The sequence below is a fragment of the Thermosynechococcus sp. HY596 genome, from assembly GCF_030518715.1.
Classification (GTDB): Bacteria; Cyanobacteriota; Cyanobacteriia; order Thermosynechococcales; family Thermosynechococcaceae; genus Thermosynechococcus.
The window spans coordinates 2,489,242-2,508,984 of record NZ_CP130346.1 but is presented as its reverse complement, the minus strand read 5'-3'; the positions used below and the strand labels follow the sequence as shown (position 1 = coordinate 2,508,984).

Here is a 19,743-nt window from a genome sequence, read left to right as displayed (position 1 = left end):
GATTCATCAGTCGTAAAACGCAACAAATGCTGGAAACTTGCCCTCGCTGTGGTGCTCGTTTAGGAAAGCCCTTGTCCTCTGGCCGCCAAGTGTGTAGTGTCTGCGGTTGGAGTACGGTGGTCATCGAGCGATCGCCCCCACCGCCGCCCACGGGATTACCCCTGCTTTTGAGTCAGATCGGGCGGTTGATCAAGCGATTTTTCCAGTATTTGGGGGTGCAGCTGCAACTACTGTGGCGATCGCTGACCGCTCGTTCGCAGCAGCAACAACCGCGCCACAACCTATGGGAAAGCCTCGTCACCAAGCTCAAACACCTCGAGGAAAAAATTCCCACTGGTGATCCCAGTAAGGAGTGGCTGACTCCTGAAGAGGCCTTTCAACTCTTGGGCGGCAACCCAGATAACCCCGACTCCAAGGTGAGTACCCTCGATGGCAAGCGGCGGATTGGCTTATCGGCCTTTCGGCGACTGGTGAATACCGCCGAATATGCGGATTTTGGCTTTCAATACTCTAGCGATCGCCACCTGAAAAATTTACCCTATTTGCGCCGTCTGCCTCGCCAACCCTAGGGCGATCGCAAACCGAGAATAATCTGCCACTCCTGTTCGGTGACCGGTTGTACCGAGAGACGGCAGCCCTTTTGCAACAGCAGCATCCCCTCTAGGCCGGGCGTTTGCCGCAGTTCTGGAAGTGTAATTGGTGGCGAAAAATCGCGGCGATACTGAATATCCACCATGAACCAGCGGGGATTGTCAGGCGTGCTTTTGGGGTCAAAGTAGCGACTGTCCGGATCCCAAGCAAAGTGGTCGGGATAGGCGGCCTTGACGACTTCGGCAATGCCCATGATGGCTGGTGGGTTGGCATTACTGTGGTAAAAGAGCACGCGATCGCCCACCTGCATGTGATCGCGAATAAAATTGCGGGCTTGGTAGTTGCGTACTCCTTCCCAACAGGTGGTTTGTTGTGGGGCTGCCTGCAAATCCTGCCAAGAAAAAACGCTTGGCTCCGACTTCAGTAACCAAATCCCTGCCATGAAAGACTCTTTAACTGTGGGTTTAGAGGTCTGCTGTGCCCAAGCTACAGCGTAGCAAATCCTCAACGGTTGCACAGTAGGGAGTTAGCCCCAAGGTTTGGGGATTGAGCACGGTGTCATAGGTGAAGTTACGATAGTTCAAGCAAAAATAATCCCACGGCGACATCTGCACTCGAAATACCCGCACAAAGAAGTTGATCACTGGCAGTGTCAAGGGGACTTGCAAATAGATGGGCAGCTTTGCCGCAGCGCACAACTGCGCCAACATCTCATTGACAGTAATTGGCGGATTACCCAGAGCCACCCGACGCGGTACGGGATACTCAGGATGCTGCAACAGGTAGAGAACCACTTGGGCAATATCGCGGGCATGGACAAAGTGAAAACTGGCATCAGCGCGGAAAAAGCGAGCCAACCACAGCCACTTGAGAACTTCGCGCATGCCCTCAGTGATGAACGAGGGACGCTTACCATCAGACCCGCCGCCAAACACCATTGTCGGAAACAGTTCAATCACGCGATCGCCCACGGGTAACTGCTCAATGGCATGGAGACACTCATACTTGGAGCGAATATAATCCGTTCCCAAGGTGCCTGCTTCCGGCAGCGGTTCCATTTGATGATTGAGGATACTTGCCGTTGAAAAATAAAAGACCCGCTGGCAGCGTTGCGGCTCCAGTTGCTTGAGGAGATGGCAAGTTTGCTCGTAGTTGATGGCAAAGACTTTCTTTCCCCCCCAAGCGGTTGCCGTTAGGATCGCAATATCGAGGGTGGGCAGCAGCGGTGCTAAGGGCGTCAGATCCATCAGATCCCCCTGAATGACGTTCACTCCGGGGCGCTGGTCAGGATCAACTTGCAACCGGGCTGGATCCCGCACCAGCAAAAAGAGCTCATGATCCGTCTCTTGGATCAGCGCCTCAGCGATGTACTGGCCAATGCAACCACTGGCACCCGTGATTAAGATGCGCATTAGCCGAGGGACTTCACCAGATCAAAGAGAAAACCCACATTCTCCTCAGGGGTTCCTTGGAGAACGCCGTGGCCAAGGTTAAAGATATATTTGCCCTTGCGACCCGCTTCGATAATGGCTAGCGCTCGTTCCTTGAGCACTGGCTGGGGGGCAAAGAGCGTGACGGGGTCTAAATTCCCCTGCAGACCGACACTGGCAGGAAACTGCTGGCGAATCGTGCCGATGTCCACGGTCCAGTCAAGGCTGACAATATCTGCCCCGGTTGCTGCCATGCGATCGACCACTGCGGCACTGCCATTGATATAGAGGATGATGGGCACATCGGGATAGACGGCTTTAACTTGCTGAACCACCTGCTTTTGGTAGGGGAAGGCAAAGCTATCGTAGTCCTGACGGCTGAGTTGACCCGCCCACGAATCAAACAATTGCACCACCTGAGCACCACAGTCAATTTGATAGCACAGGTAGTCGGCAATGGCAGTGGCCAAATGGTTTAAGAACTTGTGGAGCAACTCTGGCTCACGGTAGGCCATGGTTTTGATTTCAATGTAGTCCTTGGAGCTTTTGCCCTCAATGGCATAGGCGGCAAGTGTCCAAGGGGCACCGGCAAACCCCAGCACCGTGGCGCGATCGCCCACCTCTTGGCGCAGGGTTGAGAGAATCGGGCGAATAAAAGGACAGGCCGCTTCCGGTTCCAAGGGATGGAGTTGTTGCACCTGCTCAAGGGTACGGATGGGTGGATCAATGATCGGCCCTTTACTCTCGACAATGTCAAAGGGAATACCAATCCCCGGCAAGGGCGTGAGAATATCCGAAAAGAGAATCACACCGTCTGGGGCAAAGGCACGAAAGGGTTGGAGTGAAATTTCAATAGCCAGTTCAGGGATTTCCGATCGCTGACGAAACGAGGGATAGCGATCGCGCAGGTCACGATAGACCTTCATGTAGCGTCCAGCTTGCCGCATCAACCAAATGGGGGGACGCTCAACGCTTTCACCACGGGCAGCACGTAGGAGTAAAGGGGTGGTCATCCTAAAATGTGTAATTCCAATCGTTTTCAACCGCTCTGGAAACGTTGCTCAGCAAGACCCATTGCACTCAGGGGTTGCCTACGATTCACAGAGTTTAACCCTATAATCATACCCTAGGGGGCGATCGCTCCCACACCTCAGAGGAGAATTCCCTTGCTTTACCACGCGTGGGGCTGAAACTGCGGGTCGTTGAGAATTGCCACCCCATCCCCCGACTGTGCCAACACAAATAGACCCTGCCGATAGGCATAGCGAGCCACCTCAGGGGGCACAATCATCCCCGCCACGGCTCCCAAGAGTTTTGTGCCCCGATACTGATGAGCCAAACGGCGAAATTTGGCAATCCGCTCTAGGTGTTCATCCACATCACTTTGGCTGAGCCTAGTTTTCACCTCAACGAGAACGGCTTCATCGGTGTTAACGACCAACAGATCAATCTCTAGGCTCTCGTTCCCATCTTGGAGGATCACATCGCTGTAGAGTTGGGAGACAGCAATCCCCCGACTCTGAAATAAGCGCAGCACGGCTGGACGTACTTGCCATTCCACAAATTCCCCAAGACGGTTACCCAGTTTGCCAATTTGTTGGTTAAGTTGGCGAGCTTCTTCTCGCAGTAACCGTTCAGTCTCTTGAAAACGCCGCTCAGTTTCTTGAAATCGGCGTTCTGTTTCCTTTTGAGCTTCCAGTAACTCCCCCAATAACCGCCAAACATCTTCAGGGGTGTATGCTTGTGTCATGATCTTGGTCGGGTTTTCTAGGCTACAGCTAACCCTCTCATCATAGCCTAGGAGGCACTCAGAGAATTTCCATCATAAACTGCGCAAGGGCACTGCCACTATGCTTTACCACGCGCGGGGCTGAAACTGCGGGTCGTTGAGAATTGCCACGCCATCTCCCGACTGTGCCAACACAAATAGACCCTGCCGATAGGCATAGCGAGCCACCTCAGGGGGCACAATCATCCCCGCCACGGCTCCCAAGAGTTTTGTACCCCGATACTGATGAGCCAAACGGCGAAATTTGGCAATCCGCTCTAGGTGTTCATCCACATCACTTTGGCTGAGCTTGGTTTTCACCTCAACGAGAACGGCTTCATCGGTGTTAACGACCAACAGATCAATCTCTAGGCTCTCGTTCCCATCTTGGAGAATCACATCGCTGTAGAGTTGAGAGACGGCAATCCCCCGACTCTGAAATAAGCGCAGCACGGCTGGACGTACTTGCCATTCCACAAATTCCCCAAGACGGTTACCCAATTTACCAATCTGTTGGTTGAGCTGTTGTGCTTCTTCCCGTAGTAAACGCTCAGTCTCTTGAAAACGCCGCTCAGTCTCTTGAAAACGCCGCTCAGTTTCCTGAAAACGCCGCTCAGTTTCCTTTTGGGCTTCTAATAGCTCGCCTAATAATCGCCAAACATCTTCAGGGGTGTATGCTTGTGTCATTGACTTGATTGATGATTGCCGACAAATTCCGATATTTTCTATACGATCATAGCCTAGGGAATAGAACCCATGAATGATCAACTACTCGCACAATTTCTAAACCTCAGCCGCTGACAAACAGGAACCTGCATTCATGCCCAAACTATACTTACTGCGCCCAAGATGAGGCCACCAGTGTCATTTTTGGCCTCCCCAAGCAGGCCATTGCCCTTGGCGGTTGCAGCATATTTTGCCCATTGAGCGCAGAGGTGCCTTTTTGCAGGCGCCGGTAAATCCCTAATTAGCGTGACAGATTCGGGTAAATCCGCAGCCGCCGATTCGGCTCTTCCCCAAAGCTACAGGAGGTCAACTGGTAGTGCTCAATCAACTCGTGTTGCATTCGCCGAATGTTGGCCGATCGCGGTAACAACTCCACCACTTGACCCTTGGGAATTACAATTTCTTCAACGGCTAAGCGTGCCTCTTCAAGGGCCTCTAGCTCATCATCGCTCCCTGTCGGACTAAAAAGGGAAAGATCCGCTGATTCCGCTGGGCTGGGGTCTTCCATGCCAAGCAGCTGTCGCAGTCCCCGCACAATTTGAGCCATGCTGTTGGTTTTAATGGCATGCACCGGCAGGTGATGAATATGGGCAAGGTGCCGCAGCTTGCTTTCTCCCTTGAGGTGGGAGCGCAGCGTCAAAATAACATCTGCTTGATCAATGTCCTTGGTGACAATAATGGGCAGCTGCAAGGTGCGAATGGCTTGCTCCAAATGGTGGCGGCTGACGGCGTAGGGAAAGACATGCAGGGGCAGTTCCTCACCATTGGGGCCGACCGTGGGCGCCTCTAGGGTTGCCTCCAGTAGTTGGGCAAAATTGGCTCGTAGGGGTTCTTTAGTGCCCTCAGGGATGGGTAGCATCTGGCCACTATTGCGCCAAGAGGGACGCTGGGACAGGGGTTTGACCTCCAATCGCTGGGGAGTCGGCTCAGAACGACTAATCACCACTGAGCCATCGGCGGCAACACTGCGAATTTCAGGTGACGGTTGGCGACCCCGCAGCAGCAGATCCACACTAGCAGCCACGTCGAGATGTATAGCCCAGCGATCGCGCTCCAGCATTTCCACTGCCATTTGAAACGTGGGGGGAGCCTTCCGTTCGAGCACACTTTTTTGGGTGCCGCGCCGCCGCGCTTCTTCATCCCCAAGGGTGACCGATTGAATGCCCCCCACCAAATCCGCGAGGGTCGGGTTTTTCATCAGGTTCTCAATTTGGTTGCCGTGGGCAGTACCAATCAGTTGTACGCCTCGCTCCGCAATGGTGCGTGCTGCTAGTGCCTCTAGTTCGGTGCCAATCTCATCAATGACAATCACTTGGGGCATGTGGTTTTCCACCGCCTCAATCATCACCTGATGCTGAAGTTCCGGGCGAGCCACCTGCATTCGTCGTGCCTTGCCAATCGCTGGATGGGGAATATCACCGTCGCCCGCAATTTCATTAGAGGTGTCAATAATCACTACCCGTTTGTGCAACTCATCGGCCAAGACGCGGGCAATTTCCCGTAGTGCCGTTGTTTTACCAACACCGGGGCGACCTAAAAGCAAAATAGACTGGCCACTTTCGACCAAGTCGCGAATCATACCAATCGTGCCAAAGACGGCTCGCCCCACCCGGCAGGTCAAGCCAATAATCGTTCCTTGGCGATTGCGCAGGGCACTAATGCGGTGCAGCGTACGCTCAATCCCAGCGCGATTGTCACCACTAAACTCGCCCACCCGATCCACGGCATATTGCAACATCTCACGGCTGACGGGCGTCTCGGCAAGGTATTGGGTGCTGTGGATAAACCGTGCTTCCGGCAATCGCCCCAAATCGAGAACGATTTCTAAGAGTTCTTCCCGCTGCGGATGATCGGTGAGGGACTGTCCAAGGGGCGGCGGTAGGATCGCCAATAATTGATCGAGATCGTCAGTGACTTGGCGTTGTCCAGCAGTCAATTCAGCCATAGGGTACAGAGGGTGACGGGACAGATTTCAAAGGAGACACAAGGGTAGCTGCTTCAGCAACAGCCGCTGCAAGGACGGCAGGAACAGTTTGCCAAGGTTGGTCGGCGATCGCGTGGAAAGGGGCAAGGCGTTTGCGAGCATAACTACCATAGGCAACACCAGCAATTCCCTGTGGATCTAGCAATCCCATTGCCCTGAGTTTAGCAACCGTATGGCCATTTGTGCCGCCCGCCAACTGCACAAATCCGGGTAAATTTGCCCCTAAAATGGCTTGACCCAATTGAATGGTGGCTCGCGTTGCGCCATCACCAATATCGCCACTCATGGGACGACCATCCGCCTGCCAAATGAGGGCACATTCCAACGGTTGAATCTGCCCATTGATCCAGCGCAAATAGTCAATTACTCCCTCTCCTTGGGGACAACTGATGGCCAGCACCTGTAAATAGCGCACCCAAGGACGAACTCGCTGCCAAAGCTCGTGAAAGGCGCTGTAGCGTTGGGGTTGAGTATGAATTTCGAGGGCTTGGATCGTGCCCGCCTGGATCAGGGGCGTGATTTGCTCAAAGACTGCGGGTTGCTCATCGGTGCGAATCAAGCCCAAGGGGCAGAGGGGTAAACAGCGGCCACAACCATAACAGCGATCGCGCACCACCCCCTGCACCTGTTCATCAAAGCGAATGGCAGTGGCAGGGCAAATGCGTTCACAGGGGCGATCGCACCCTGGCGGACAGCGACTCGGATCAAACGTGGCCTTACGAAAATGGGGGTCAGCACCATCGTTGATGCTCACCATCAGCAGGGGGCGAGTGGCCCCAAGGCTTGCCGCAACCGTCAAAGCGTCATTAGCCGCGTAAATCACGGCAGGGTCGGCGGCCACATCAATACAATCAGCCCCTGCCAGTGCATAGGCCAAGGTCAGGTTATAGATTTGGGCAACATCTTGGAAACTGGCACCGTTAATGAGTTTGAACCAACGATGTGCCGCTAAAGCCGCTAGGGGGGCAGCAAAATCAACCATAAATATATTTTATGCGTTTTCAGGATTCAGCCTCGTCGTGACTCATCATCCGTTGTAGGGCTTGGAGGCCTTTTTTAATCTGGCGAGAGACTGTGACCGCACTTAGACCCAAGCGTTCAGCGGTTTCTTTTTGACTCAAATCGTACAAAAAGACAAATTCCAGAATCTGACAGGTGCGGGCTTCTAGTTTTTGCAGACACTGCTGCAAACGAATGCGATCTTCTTGGGCGAGTTGAAAACTTTGGTACCGTTGATCGGGCACGATGTCACCGAGGGAAACAGCATCTTCCTCACCCTCAAAGGTGGGGGCATCTAGGCTGACCGGGGTGGTGTGGTAGTTGGCAAATTTTGCCGCTTGCCATTCTTCAAGGGGGACATCGAGGGCTTGGGCAATTTCACTATCGCTGGGGGGACGCTGCAGTTGTTGGCGTAACTCCTGAATGACTCGCTTTGCTTGGCTTTGGAGGGTTTGCCAACGACGGGGGACGCGAATTTGCGGACTTTTATCCCGCAGGTAGTGTTGAATCTCACCGCGAATGTAGGGAATGGCAAAGGAACTAAAGGCCACTCCCTTACTTTGATCAAAGCGTTCAATGGCGTGAATGAGGCCAAGGGTGCCCACTTGCATCAGGTCGTCAAAGCTTTCTTGGGTGCACTGTACCCAGCGATGGGCTTCCTTGCGTACCAGTCCCATGTTCAACTCGACAAGGCGATTCCGCAATTCGCGTGCAGGGTTGTCTTGGTATGCCTGCAACAGAGACAAGGTAGAACCCTTTAGGTCAGTATGATCAGTACTCAGTGCCCTATTGGACATAGACACCCATGGTTTGGTTTCCCTACCGTTTCCAAAGTAAGCGGCTAGGGCGCTACTTGCTCACGTCATTGTAGAGCGATCGCGTCCCTGTACAATTTTCCCTACTTTCACTATTTCATACTCAGTATGGCAAAGCCTCTGTAGTTTCCCTGTGATCTCGACCACAGGTTAGGTTAAATTTTGCTAAATGTTGTTCCTTAGGTTCGCAGACTACCGAGGGCGATCGCGCCCCACAATGCAGTTCCCAAGCCAATGCGATACCAGATAAAAACCCAAGTGGAATGGCGTTGCAGGAATCGCAGCAGCCAAGCGATTGCCAAATAGGAAAAAACCATGCTCGAGAGTGTGGCAATCACAAGAGGAATAAACAGCGTCCCCTCATCAAAAACATCTTTGGCTTGGACAAGGGTGGCGATCGTCAGTGTGGGAATGCCCAACAGAAAAGAAAAGCGCGCCGCTGTTTGCCGCTCCAGCCCTAAAAATAAAGCTGTCGTTAGCGTCGATCCTGAACGCGAAGCCCCCGGCAGCAGGGCAATCATCTGGCCACAACCCACTAGAAAGCCATCTAAAATGCCAATGTCTTGATAGGTGCGTTTGCGGGAACCCCATTTTTCTGCGAGTCCCAAAAGAATCGCCATGGCGATCGCCATCGTGGCAATGATCTGAGGCCGATCCAACTCGACTTTGGCCCATTTCAGAAGAAGTCCTGCCGCTAGTGCGGGAATCGTGCCCACCGTGATCCCAACCAACAGTTTCCATTCTTCCCGCTGCCAATCCCGCTGTTGCCATGCCTGCCAAGCCCCTTGGACAATTTGGCGAATATCCTGCCAGAAATAGCCAAAAACCGCGATCACGCTACCAAATTGCATCGCATCTAGGGCAGTTTTATGCCAGACACTTTTCCACCCCAAGAGGTCACTAAAGAGAATCAAGTGAGCGGTACTGCTAATGGGCAAGAACTCTGTAATACCTTGCACGAAGCCGAGGATGACTGCTTGCAGCCAGAGAATAATATCCACGTTTCTGTCTCACCTTTGCAACCCCACCATCTTGCCATGAGTCGGTGAACAGGCTATCCTCGCCAAGATTTTGTAATAGATTGTAGAAACAGTCTTCTTAAACGCAGCAGCACTGTTTTGCCGGTTAGGCGTGTATGTCGGGTAACTTAGAAGCCGTTGAGCGGGAAATTTTAGGGTTACAGGGGATGCTATTGGCCGCCTTGGCGGAAATGCGTCAGCTTTATGATGTCTATCTAGAAATGCTCGCCCCCATTGCCCGCCAGCAGTTGATCACGGTTAGTTATCAGGTGTGCACCCAAGTCTTTCCAGAGCAATTTTTGACCCTTGCAGACCCAGAGCGACAGGACCTTCAGCGTCAGATTGTTGAACTGGCGATCGCCTTGGAAACCACGATTTTAAGCCTACAGACCCGTCGCCAAGAAGACTCAACTGCAAGGCAAGAGGCAACGAATGGGGAAGAAGACGCAACCAAGGAACAGGAACCCCCCTCCCTATCAGAGCAATTGAGCCAAGTTCTTTATCAAAGTTCGCTCAAGATTAACCATCTACTACAACGGGCGGCTATCTTACCGCCTGCCCCAATCGCGGTCATTTTAGAGATTGCCAGTAAGGCAGAAAATCGTCCCCTTGGGCGGATTCCCCATTTGTTGACGATGATGCTAGATGAGCAGAAACTACAAGAGGAGGGCGAAGAGGAGCGAGACACCAGTGAGTCCCCAAGGGAATCTTCCAGTCATCACCCCATGGCAGCCATTTACCTGCAACTTGAGGAACTGGAGTTTCAGCATCCCCCCCTCGGCAATCAGCGCAGTCAAATTCGCCAACTGGAAGCACGTCTGGCCACCCTCCAGAAGCAACTGCATAAAAAACAGCGGCAATATCTGGTTCTCAAGGCCAGTCGGGTATGGTGGCAAACGTGGAAAGCCAATGAAGCCGCAGACGCGACCGCCAGTGTCCCCGAAGCAATGGATGGTGAGCAATAGGGAAGGAGGCCTGCTGTGTCCCTTGACTGGCCACGCCTACAACGCGCCCTTGCCATTGAAACGGCGCGGGGTTTTTGCAACCTTCAGGGCAATACCTATCGGTTTAATGAGTATTTACACGCAGCGTTAATGCAAGCCCCTCTGCAACAACTCCCCCTTCAGATGCGCGATCGCTGGCAGGAAACGGCGGCAGCCTATGCCCACTACAACGATCTCTCCCCCAGCCAACGACAACACCTCGTGGTGAAAACGCGCCAACTGCTCCACGATGTCCACAAACAACTCACAAGTCCACCCCCGCGCCCCTGTCCCCTCGATCAAGCGCTCAAAACAGTGAATGGGATTGGTGAGCGCACTGCGGCGAAACTGGAAAAACTCGGGCTTTATAGGGTTGCGGATCTCATTTACTACTTCCCCCGCGATCACATTGACTATGCCCGCCAAGTCCCGATTCGGCAACTGCAAGCTGGGGAGACCGTCACCCTTGTGGGTAAAGTCCGCCGTTGCAACTGTTTTACCAGTCCCCGCAATGCCAAGCTGACGATCTTAGAAATTGTTCTTCAAGATCGCACCGGGCAAATTCGCCTGAGTCGCTTCTATGCGGGTGCCCGCTATGCCCAACGGGGGTGGCAAGAGCAGCAAAAACGCCTCTATGCCCCACAGACCATTGTGGCTGCCTCTGGCCTCGTGAAACTGACAAAGTATGGCCTTACCCTTGAAGATCCGCAGTTGGAAGTGCTGGATCATGCTGGGGCAGAAATAGACTCCCTCACGATTGGCCGTATTGTGCCGGTCTATCCCTTAACGGAGGGGGTATCTCCCGATGTGATTCGCCGTGCGATCGATCGCGTTCTGCCCTTGGTGCAGGGCTATCCTGATCCCCTACCGCAGGGGCTACGCCAACGTCACCAACTCCTGCCCTTAGACATGGCGCTACGGCACATTCACTTTCCGCCGGATCGAACGCAACTGAGTCTGGCACGGCGGCGGCTGATTTTTGATGAATTTTTTTACCTGCAACTGGGCTTACTGCAACGGCGGCGCCAGCAGCAACAGCAGGCCAGTGCCCCCCTCAACCCCCAAGGGGAACTGATTGAGCAGTTTTACCAAGGGCTGCCCTTTCAACTCACAGGGGCGCAGCAGCGGGTGGTGGCGGAAATTTTGGCGGATTTAGAGCGCCCGATTCCCATGAATCGCCTTGTCCAAGGGGATGTGGGGTCAGGGAAAACGGTTGTTGCAGTGATTGCCCTATTGGCGGCAGTGCAGTCCGGCTATCAAGGGGCACTAATGGCACCCACGGAGGTTCTGGCAGAGCAGCACTATCGCAAGCTCTTGGAATGGCTCACCCCCCTCCATGTGCCGGTGGAACTGCTCACAGGATCGATACGTACAGCCAAGCGCCGCCAGATTCTGGATCAATTGGCAACAGGGGAATTGCCGGTGCTGGTGGGCACCCACGCTCTGATCCAAGAGGGGGTGACGTTTCAGCGCCTCGGTCTCGTGGTTATTGATGAACAGCACCGCTTTGGGGTGGCGCAACGGGCAAAGCTGCAAGCTAAAGGACTCCTGCCCCATGTGTTGACCATGACGGCGACACCGATTCCCCGCACGCTTGCCTTGACCCTCCATGGGGATTTGGATGTGAGTCAAATTGATGAATTGCCCCCCGGTCGGCAGCCGATTCAAACAACCGTCTTGGGACGGGGCGATCGCTCCTGCGCCTACGATTTAATCCGTCGGGAAGTAGCCCAAGGGCGGCAAGCGTATATTGTCCTGCCTTTGGTTGAGGAATCGGAAAAACTGGATCTGAAATCCGCCATTGCCGAGCACGAGCGATTACAAACGGAGATTTTTCCCAATTTTCGGGTCGGGCTGCTCCACGGTCGCATGGTATCGAGTGAAAAGGATGCGACAATTCAAGCCTTTGCCAAGGGGGAATTGGATATTCTGGTGGCTACCACGGTGGTTGAGGTGGGGGTGGATGTCCCCAATGCCACGGTGATGCTCATTGAACATGCCGAACGCTTTGGCCTATCCCAACTCCATCAACTGCGGGGGCGGGTGGGGCGGGGTGCCCAACAGTCCTATTGTCTGCTGCTCAATAGTTCTCGCAATGATGTTGCCAAGCAACGGCTGAATGTGCTGGCACAGTCTCAGGATGGCTTCTTTATTGCAGAGATGGATCTGCGGCTGCGCGGTCCGGGGGAGGTGTTGGGGACGCGGCAATCGGGATTACCGGACTTTGCCCTCGCTAGCCTCGTTGAGGATCAAGATTGCCTAGAGGCGGCGCGATCGGCGGCCAGTGAACTGATCGCCCAGGATCCTGAGTTACGGGGCTATCCTCTGCTGCAGGCAGTTCTCCAGCAGCGGCGCGATCGCCTGCTTGAGGGCATGATGAACTAATACCCCCCCTTTGGGAGGGATATGTTAAATTTAGTTAAGAACCTGATAAAAAGCGCCGCCAATGAAAGTCTCTTGGAAAACTGTTCTCCTTTGGTCAATCCCCCTACTGCTCATGGGGGTTCTCCTCTGGCAGGGGGCGAGCAACTTTATGCTCAATCAAAGTCAGCCTCCTCTGAATACCGCCAGTACGCGCATGAGCTATGGGCGATTCCTCAACTATTTAGATGCGGGTCGCATTAGTAAAGTGGACATTTTCGATAATGGTCGCACCGCCATTGTGGATGTCTCTGATCCGGAACTGATTAACGGTCGCCCCCTGCGGGTACGGGTAGATATGCCGGGGACGGCTCCAGAAGTCATTAGTAAACTGCGGGAGCAGCACGTAGAAATTGATGTTCATCCGGCTCGCAATGATGGTGCCCTGTGGGGACTCTTGGGTAATTTACTCTTCCCCGTCTTGCTCTTGGGAGGACTCTTTTTCCTCTTCCGCCGCTCCAGCAACGTGCCCGGAGGCCCAGGTCAGGCGATGAACTTTGGTAAGTCTCGCGCCCGCTTCCAAATGGAGGCCAAAACGGGTGTCATGTTTGACGATGTTGCTGGTGTCGATGAAGCCAAGGAAGAACTACAAGAGGTGGTCACCTTCCTGAAGAAGCCCGAGAAATTTACAGCGGTGGGTGCTCGCATTCCCAAAGGGGTGCTACTAGTAGGGCCACCCGGCACAGGGAAAACGATGCTGGCCAAGGCAATCGCCGGTGAGGCAGGGGTACCCTTCTTCTCCATCTCGGGTTCAGAATTTGTCGAGATGTTTGTTGGTGTTGGTGCCTCCCGCGTCCGGGATCTGTTCCGCAAAGCCAAAGAAAACGCTCCCTGTCTCATCTTTATTGATGAAATTGATGCTGTGGGTCGCCAACGCGGGGCTGGCATTGGCGGCGGTAACGATGAGCGGGAGCAAACCCTCAACCAACTGCTGACCGAAATGGATGGCTTTGAGGGGAATACCGGCATCATTGTGATTGCGGCAACCAACCGCCCGGATGTCTTGGATGCGGCTCTCCTGCGTCCGGGTCGTTTTGACCGACAGGTGGTGGTGGATGCGCCGGATATTAAGGGTCGCTTGGCGATTCTCAAGGTGCATGCCCGCAACAAGAAATTGGCGCCTGAAGTTTCCCTTGAGGCGATCGCTCGCCGTACCCCCGGCTTTACGGGAGCCGATTTGGCCAACCTCCTCAATGAAGCAGCGATTCTCACGGCCCGTCGGCGGAAACCCGCCATCACCATGCTGGAAATTGACGATGCCGTGGATCGGGTTGTCGCTGGTATGGAGGGCACACCGCTGATTGACGGCAAGAGCAAGCGCCTCATCGCCTACCACGAAGTGGGTCATGCCATTGTCGGGACACTGCTTAAAGAGCACGATCCTGTCCAAAAAGTGACGTTGGTGCCCCGCGGTCAAGCCCGTGGTCTCACTTGGTTCATGCCCTCAGAGGATTCTGGTCTGATCTCGCGATCGCAACTCATGGCGCGGATGGCCGGTGCCCTTGGGGGCCGAGCGGCTGAATACGTCGTCTTTGGCGATGCTGAGGTCACGACTGGTGCTGGCAATGACCTGCAGCAAGTGACAGCAATGGCACGGCAAATGGTGACCCGCTTTGGTATGTCAGATCTAGGACCTCTCTCCTTGGAAACCCAAAACGGTGAAGTGTTCTTGGGGCGGGACTTGGTGTCTCGAACAGAATACTCCGAAGAAATTGCGGCGCGCATTGATGCCCAAGTGCGGGAGTTGGTGCAGCACAGCTACGAACTCGCCATCAAGATTATCCGGGACAATCGCGTGGTCATTGACCGCCTCGTCGATCTCCTAGTAGAAAAAGAAACCATTGATGGTGAAGAGTTCCGGCAAATTGTTGCTGAATACACCGTTGTTCCCGATAAAGAGCGCTTTGTACCGCAGCTTTAGATAACCTAAATTAGTAGATTCAATCACCCTAACCCCTCTCCCAGTGCGGACGAGGGGATTTTATTTTGACTGCCTTTCCCCTGTAAATTCTATGCTCAACTAAACCGACTTTCATGTCAGTTTCATTGACACCATTTCCACCAGTAAATAGAATGATAATCGTTATTATTTTAGGTACCCTATGTCCCAGCAATCCCGTAACCAGTTGTTAACCGTGCAAAGCAGCCTTGAAAGTATACCCACCTGCGTCTCGACCCAGGTGTCGGATGCTGAGATGGAGCAGGCGGTTCGCACACTCCTCATCGGGCTAGGGGAAAATCCCGATCGCGAAGGCCTGCGGGATACCCCCAAACGGGTTGTGCAAGCCTTGAAGTTTTTAACCAGTGGCTACCGCCAATCCTTGGATGACCTACTGAATGACGCCGTTTTTTACGAAGACACCAATGAGATGGTCTTAGTGCGCGACATCGATCTCTTTAGTTGTTGTGAGCACCATATTCTGCCAATCATTGGTCGTGCCCATGTCGCCTACATTCCCAATGGCAGGGTCATTGGCCTGTCAAAAATTGCCCGCATTTGCGAGATGTATGCGCGGCGGCTACAGGTGCAGGAGCGCCTAACCCAACAAATTGCAGATGCTTTGCAAGGACTCCTGAAACCGCAAGGGGTGGCTGTGGTTGTTGAGGCCACCCATATGTGTATGGTGATGCGAGGTGTACAAAAACCGGGCTCTTGGACGGTCACCAGTTCAATGCAAGGGGTGTTTGCTGAAGATGCCCGCACCCGCCAAGAGTTCCTAGATCTGATCCGCCACCAACCCTCCTTCCGCTAGCCTGATTAGCAGACAAGGGGGAGAGGAAATATTTCTCCCCCTCTGGTGGCTAAAACAGCGTTCCTGCGTTAACTTACTCCACTACCTTGCTCAAGAATTTTCGGAATTCCTGCCCTTAAGCAGATTCAGCCATTCTTCAACTTGAGACGCGGCAATTTGACGGCATCCCAACCCAAAGGCGAGGGCGATCGCCACCGCAATAGAACCAAAGAGCAAGCCAAAGGCTAAATTGACAATACTTGTTGCGATGCCCATCTGTTGCAAAGCCATTGCCCCCACAAATGTCATCGTTGCTAGCCGCGCCGCCTGAGCGAGAAAACGCCCTTGGGAGGTGCCAGAACTGGCAAGAAGCCGAAACACTAAATTGGCAAAATACAATCCTACCGCAAAGATCAGCGTTCCGACCAACACCCGACCAATCACCACTACTAGGGCAGTGACAAAAGCACTGAGAGCAGGAATATCCAGTACATCAACGGCAGCGATCGCCCCAAATAACAAAACGCCAACAAGGGCAACGATGCCCATCACTTCTGAGGGCTGTCGCCAGCGCTGCTCGGGTGCCTCCGCAGGCTGAGACTCCTGAGAATCCACCGTCGGACGCTCTAGACCTAGCCAGACAAACACTTGATCAAAGCCGATGGTTTGTAGGAAATTGGTAAGCGTCTCCGCCACAAAGCGGCCAATTACATAGGCCAGCAGCAGAATAATGGCTGCAGTAAAAATTTTCGGCAATGCCGTCAGCACTTGGTTGAGCATTGCCGTTGCCGGTTCCGTAATGGCCACAATTTGCAACGCGTCAAGGCTGGCGATCGCCGTGGGAATCAAGACTAAGACATAGACAATCGTACCGATGACCGTTGCTAGGGATTCCCCTAAACTGGTTTGCCCTAGACCGAGGCGCTGACCAATGCGCTGAATCCCCATGCCCGTCATTAAGTTAACGACTAAGCTGCGGACAATGCGGGCAATAAACCAACCAACAACCGCGATAATCACCGCCTTAAAGACAAAAGGCAGTGCCCCTAGAATATCATTCAAGAGATTTTGTACAGGCTGCAATGAGCCTTGCAGATCAAGCACCCCCAAAATTAAGGGCAGGAAGAAAAGAAAAACAAACCAATAGAGGGTATTTCCCAACATCTCAGCCACAGACATGGTGGCCGGCCCCTCTGAGGAACCATTCCCCTCAGATTCTAGGGGGAGTTGGCGATCCAAATTCAAAGAACGGGCGGACTGAGTAACCACCATTTTTGATATGGTCGCCACTACCCAAGCCACATCCGCCAGCAAGATGGCTGCCCCCAGCTTGGGCAGGAAACTAAAAACTTGATTGAGAAACGCATTGAGGGGCTGGGAAACCGTTGTTAGCCGCAGGGCATCCAAAAAGGCCACCACCGCCAGCAAAAAGATGACCCAAAAAACCACTGCTGCCAGAATAGCAGTCACTGATATGCTCTGAAGCGACTCACTGCCACCAAAGAACTGGGTCAATCGTTCATCAACGCGCAGTCGTTTCAAAACCGAGCGTGTTATCTTTGCCAGAATAGTGGCAACAATCCAGCCAATGAGCAACAAAGCAACTGCAATAATGACTTGCGCTAAAAGGCTCCCCAAATTGTTAAGGTCAAAAGCTGGATTCACTGAATTTTCACCGACAATTTGGGAAGTTTCTTCAGTACTAATTTGAGCCAACAAGCCTTCAATAGGGCTCTTAGATGAAAACCTCAAAATAGCTAGGTTAAATGTATCACGCATTACAACCGTCCTCAGTTAAAACCCAATCTCATCAATGGCAAAATTCAGTCCTAGGATATCTAAAAAGTAGCGTGATGTCATTGAAAACGTTTTTAGGGGACTAGTATATTGAGATACGTTACAAATCCCTAACTTTAGTCGTTGGCAAGGAACTAGTTTGCTGCCGACTTGAAACAAGCAGCTACAACTTTTTATCAAACTTATCAAAAACAAAAATCCCCCACCACGAGGGCAGGGGACTGAACGAAAGTTATCTCAACTCGATCAACCGAACTTGGCAGCGGTTGAAGCAATCAAGAAGGCCGCGTAGGTCAAGACATAGCCAACACTGAAGTGAGCCAAACCCACCAAACGGGCTTGCACAATGGACAGCGCCACCGGCTTGTCTTTCCAACGCACCAAGTTGGCCAAGGGAGTGCGTTCGTGTGCCCACACCAAGGTTTCAATCAGCTCTTGCCAGTAACCGCGCCAGCTAATCAGGAACATGAAGCCTGTAGCCCACACAAGGTGACCAAACAGGAACATCCATGCCCATACCGACAGGTTATTGGTGCCAAAGGGGTTGTAGCCATTGATGAGCTGCGACGAGTTCAACCAGAGGTAATCCCGCAGCCAACCCATGAGGTAGGTAGAGTTTTCGTTGAACTGAGCCACATTGCCTTCCCAGACACCAAGGTGTTTCCAGTGCCAGTAGAAGGTAACCCAGCCAATGGTGTTCAGCATCCAGAACATCGCTAGATAGAAGGCATCCCATGCAGAAATATCGCAGGTACCGCCACGGCCAGGGCCATCACAGGGGAAAGCATAGCCAAAGTCTTTTTTATCTGGCATCAGTTTGGAACCACGGGCATCCAACGCACCTTTGACCAAAATCAAGGTGGTGGTGTGCAGACCTAGGGCAATGGCGTGGTGCACCAAAAAGTCCCCAGGGCCAATCGTCAAGAACAAGGAGTTGGTACCACTGTTGATGGCATCGAGCCAACCAGGGAGCCAGACGTTACCGTAGTTCGGCCAAGCAGTGCTGGCAATGCTATCGGGGTTCGACAGCAGCGTATCAAAACCGTAAAGCAGTTTGCCATGGGCCGCTTGAATGAACTGAGCAAACACCGGCTCAATCAGGATTTGCTTTTCGGGGGTACCAAAGGCCACCACGACATCGTTGTGGACATAGAGACCCAAGGTGTGGAAGCCCAAGAAGAGGGACACCCAGCTTAGGTGGGAAATAATCGCCTCTTTATGTTGCAGCACCCGATCCAACACGTTGCCTTTGTTTTGGGCTGGATCATAGTCCCGCACCAAGAAGATGGCACCATGGGCAAAGGCACCCACCATCAAGAAGCCAGCAATGTACTGGTGATGCGTATAGAGGGCAGCCATCGTGGTGTGGTCTTGGGCAATGAAGGCATAGGGTGGCAGCGAGTACATGTGCTGTGCCACCAAGGAGGTGATCACGCCCAAGCAGGCCAAGTGCCAACCCAACTGGAAGTGCAGCGAGTTGTTGTAGGTTTCATAGATGCCTTGGTGAGGCATGTTGAAGGGACCTTCCACCTTCGTGCCAAAGAAGTCCTTGGCATCCATCATCTCTTTAATGCTGTGGCCAATCCCAAACTGGGTGCGGTACATGTGACCCGCCACAATAAAGAGCACCGCAATGGCAAGGTGGTGGTGCGCCATATCCGTGAGCCACAGGGACTCCGTTTGGGGATGGAAGCCACCCAAGAAGGTGAGAATCGCCGTTCCCGCCCCCTCTGCCGTGCCAAAGACGTGGCTAGCCGTGTCAGGGTTTTGGGCATAGACACCCCAGTTGCCCGTAAAGAAAGGCGCCAAACCAGCGGGGTGGGGCATGGTACTCAGGAAATTATCCCAGCCCACGTGCTGACCACGGGACTCGGGAATGGCCACGTGAATCAGGTGACCCGCCCAAGCCAAGGAGCTAACCCCAAACAGACCCGCCAAGTGGTGGTTCAACCGCGATTCGGCATTTTTGAACCAAGAGAGGCTAGGACGGAATTTGGGTTGTAGGTGCAGCCAGCCGGCAAAGAGAGCCAGCGAAGCCAGAATCAGCAGGAAGATGGCACCTTGGTAGAGGTCACCGTTGGTGCGCATACCGATGGTGTACCACCAGTGATAGACACCGGAGTAGGCAATGTCCACAGGGTTAGAAGCCCCCGCTTGGGTAAAGGCATCCACTGCGGCTTTGCCAAATTGAGGATCCCAGATCGCATGGGCGATGGGACGGGTGTTGACAGGGTCTTGAATCCATTGTTCAAAGTTCCCCTGCCACGCAACGTGGAATAGGCTACCAGACACCCACAGGAAGATGATGGCCAGATGCCCAAAGTGGGAGGCAAAAATCTTCTGGTAAAGATTTTCCTCGGTCATGCCATCGTGGCTTTCAAAGTCGTGAGCCATGGCGATGGCATACCAAATCCGGCGTGTGGTCGGATCCTGTGCGAGGTCTTGGCTAAACTTCGGAAATTTAGTTGCCATAGTTGG

At 53.3% G+C, this 19,743-nt stretch carries 16 protein-coding genes; 5 read left to right on the top strand and 11 right to left on the bottom strand.

All coding sequences use genetic code 11. The features are described 5' to 3' along the window. The first annotated feature begins 71 nt into the window (after positions 1 to 71). The gene (locus QYC28_RS12330; protein ID WP_302679563.1) at positions 72 to 569 is read left to right on the top strand and encodes a hypothetical protein; all 498 of its coding nucleotides are present in this window, start codon (positions 72 to 74) and stop codon (positions 567 to 569) included. Here the strand turns inward: QYC28_RS12330 and QYC28_RS12325 are convergent. The 9 genes from QYC28_RS12325 to QYC28_RS12285 form a co-directional block, all read right to left on the bottom strand. Next, entirely contained in the window at positions 566 to 1,033 is a 468-nt protein-coding gene (locus QYC28_RS12325) for an EVE domain-containing protein (RefSeq protein ID WP_302677061.1), read from the bottom strand. The two genes, QYC28_RS12330 and QYC28_RS12325, sit on opposite strands and share 4 nt — an antisense overlap. Before the next feature lie 22 nt (positions 1,034 to 1,055). Continuing rightward, positions 1,056 to 2,003, bottom strand: a complete 948-nt coding sequence (locus tag QYC28_RS12320) for an NAD(P)-dependent oxidoreductase (RefSeq protein ID WP_286668758.1) — start codon at positions 2,001 to 2,003, stop codon at positions 1,056 to 1,058. Beyond that, entirely contained in the window at positions 2,003 to 3,034 is a 1,032-nt protein-coding gene (gene hemE, locus QYC28_RS12315; protein WP_149821249.1) for a uroporphyrinogen decarboxylase, read from the bottom strand. The genes QYC28_RS12320 and hemE overlap by 1 nt, the downstream gene beginning before the upstream one ends. A gap of 158 nt (positions 3,035 to 3,192) precedes the next feature. Next, positions 3,193 to 3,771, bottom strand: coding sequence for a hypothetical protein (locus tag QYC28_RS12310; RefSeq protein WP_302679562.1), 579 nt, complete (start codon positions 3,769 to 3,771; stop codon positions 3,193 to 3,195). A gap of 105 nt (positions 3,772 to 3,876) precedes the next feature. After that, positions 3,877 to 4,476, bottom strand: a complete 600-nt coding sequence (locus QYC28_RS12305; RefSeq protein ID WP_149821245.1) for a hypothetical protein — start codon at positions 4,474 to 4,476, stop codon at positions 3,877 to 3,879. A gap of 280 nt (positions 4,477 to 4,756) precedes the next feature. Further along, positions 4,757 to 6,460, bottom strand: a complete 1,704-nt coding sequence (locus QYC28_RS12300; protein ID WP_149821243.1) for a R3H domain-containing nucleic acid-binding protein — start codon at positions 6,458 to 6,460, stop codon at positions 4,757 to 4,759. After that, on the bottom strand, positions 6,453 to 7,481 hold the full coding sequence (gene ldpA, locus QYC28_RS12295; protein WP_286625896.1) for a circadian clock protein LdpA: 1,029 nt from the start codon (positions 7,479 to 7,481) through the stop codon (positions 6,453 to 6,455). Before ldpA ends, QYC28_RS12300 begins: the two co-directional genes overlap by 8 nt. 19 nt (positions 7,482 to 7,500) lie before the next feature. Beyond that, positions 7,501 to 8,295 (bottom strand): RNA polymerase sigma factor SigF, encoded by a 795-nt coding sequence (locus tag QYC28_RS12290; protein WP_149821239.1) that lies wholly within the window; start codon positions 8,293 to 8,295, stop codon positions 7,501 to 7,503. A 197-nt stretch (positions 8,296 to 8,492) separates the two neighbouring features. Continuing rightward, a complete protein-coding gene (locus QYC28_RS12285) occupies positions 8,493 to 9,314 on the bottom strand; it encodes an undecaprenyl-diphosphate phosphatase (protein ID WP_149821237.1) in 822 nt (273 codons plus the stop codon). Positions 9,315 to 9,448: 134 nt separating this feature from the next. On the opposite strand from QYC28_RS12285, the gene QYC28_RS12280 reads away from it, so the two are divergent. From QYC28_RS12280 to folE, 4 genes are all read left to right on the top strand, one after another. Next, complete coding sequence (locus QYC28_RS12280) at positions 9,449 to 10,297, top strand: hypothetical protein (RefSeq protein WP_149821235.1); 849 nt, start codon at positions 9,449 to 9,451, stop codon at positions 10,295 to 10,297. Between the two features lie 15 nt (positions 10,298 to 10,312). Continuing rightward, the gene (recG, locus tag QYC28_RS12275) at positions 10,313 to 12,700 is read left to right on the top strand and encodes an ATP-dependent DNA helicase RecG (RefSeq protein ID WP_302679561.1); all 2,388 of its coding nucleotides are present in this window, start codon (positions 10,313 to 10,315) and stop codon (positions 12,698 to 12,700) included. A gap of 61 nt (positions 12,701 to 12,761) precedes the next feature. After that, on the top strand, positions 12,762 to 14,657 hold the full coding sequence (ftsH2, locus tag QYC28_RS12270; protein ID WP_149821231.1) for an ATP-dependent zinc metalloprotease FtsH2: 1,896 nt from the start codon (positions 12,762 to 12,764) through the stop codon (positions 14,655 to 14,657). 181 nt (positions 14,658 to 14,838) lie between these two features. Then, positions 14,839 to 15,489, top strand: coding sequence for a GTP cyclohydrolase I FolE (folE, locus tag QYC28_RS12265; RefSeq protein WP_149821229.1), 651 nt, complete (start codon positions 14,839 to 14,841; stop codon positions 15,487 to 15,489). A gap of 90 nt (positions 15,490 to 15,579) precedes the next feature. Here folE and QYC28_RS12260 read toward each other — a convergent pair whose 3' ends face one another. Then, positions 15,580 to 17,184, bottom strand: a complete 1,605-nt coding sequence (locus tag QYC28_RS12260; RefSeq protein WP_302679560.1) for a mechanosensitive ion channel — start codon at positions 17,182 to 17,184, stop codon at positions 15,580 to 15,582. Positions 17,185 to 17,511: 327 nt separating this feature from the next. Next, on the bottom strand, positions 17,512 to 19,737 hold the full coding sequence (psaB, locus tag QYC28_RS12255; protein WP_149821225.1) for a photosystem I core protein PsaB: 2,226 nt from the start codon (positions 19,735 to 19,737) through the stop codon (positions 17,512 to 17,514). Positions 19,738 to 19,743 lie beyond the last annotated feature (6 nt).

What these genes read in the sequence shown, in the direction of transcription:
- QYC28_RS12310 (WP_302679562.1), bottom strand. Translation starts at nt 3,771, where the DNA reads ATGACACAAGCATACACCCCTGAAGATGTTTGGCGGTTATTGGGGGAG.
- psaB (WP_149821225.1), bottom strand. Translation starts at nt 19,737, where the DNA reads ATGGCAACTAAATTTCCGAAGTTTAGCCAAGACCTCGCACAGGATCCG.
- hemE (WP_149821249.1), bottom strand. Translation starts at nt 3,034, where the DNA reads ATGACCACCCCTTTACTCCTACGTGCTGCCCGTGGTGAAAGCGTTGAG.
- QYC28_RS12300 (WP_149821243.1), bottom strand. Translation starts at nt 6,460, where the DNA reads ATGGCTGAATTGACTGCTGGACAACGCCAAGTCACTGACGATCTCGAT.
- folE (WP_149821229.1), top strand. Translation starts at nt 14,839, where the DNA reads ATGTCCCAGCAATCCCGTAACCAGTTGTTAACCGTGCAAAGCAGCCTT.
- QYC28_RS12325 (WP_302677061.1), bottom strand. Translation starts at nt 1,033, where the DNA reads ATGGCAGGGATTTGGTTACTGAAGTCGGAGCCAAGCGTTTTTTCTTGG.
- QYC28_RS12305 (WP_149821245.1), bottom strand. Translation starts at nt 4,476, where the DNA reads ATGACACAAGCATACACCCCTGAAGATGTTTGGCGATTATTAGGCGAG.
- ldpA (WP_286625896.1), bottom strand. Translation starts at nt 7,481, where the DNA reads ATGGTTGATTTTGCTGCCCCCCTAGCGGCTTTAGCGGCACATCGTTGG.
- QYC28_RS12320 (WP_286668758.1), bottom strand. Translation starts at nt 2,003, where the DNA reads ATGCGCATCTTAATCACGGGTGCCAGTGGTTGCATTGGCCAGTACATC.
- QYC28_RS12290 (WP_149821239.1), bottom strand. Translation starts at nt 8,295, where the DNA reads ATGTCCAATAGGGCACTGAGTACTGATCATACTGACCTAAAGGGTTCT.
- ftsH2 (WP_149821231.1), top strand. Translation starts at nt 12,762, where the DNA reads ATGAAAGTCTCTTGGAAAACTGTTCTCCTTTGGTCAATCCCCCTACTG.
- QYC28_RS12280 (WP_149821235.1), top strand. Translation starts at nt 9,449, where the DNA reads ATGTCGGGTAACTTAGAAGCCGTTGAGCGGGAAATTTTAGGGTTACAG.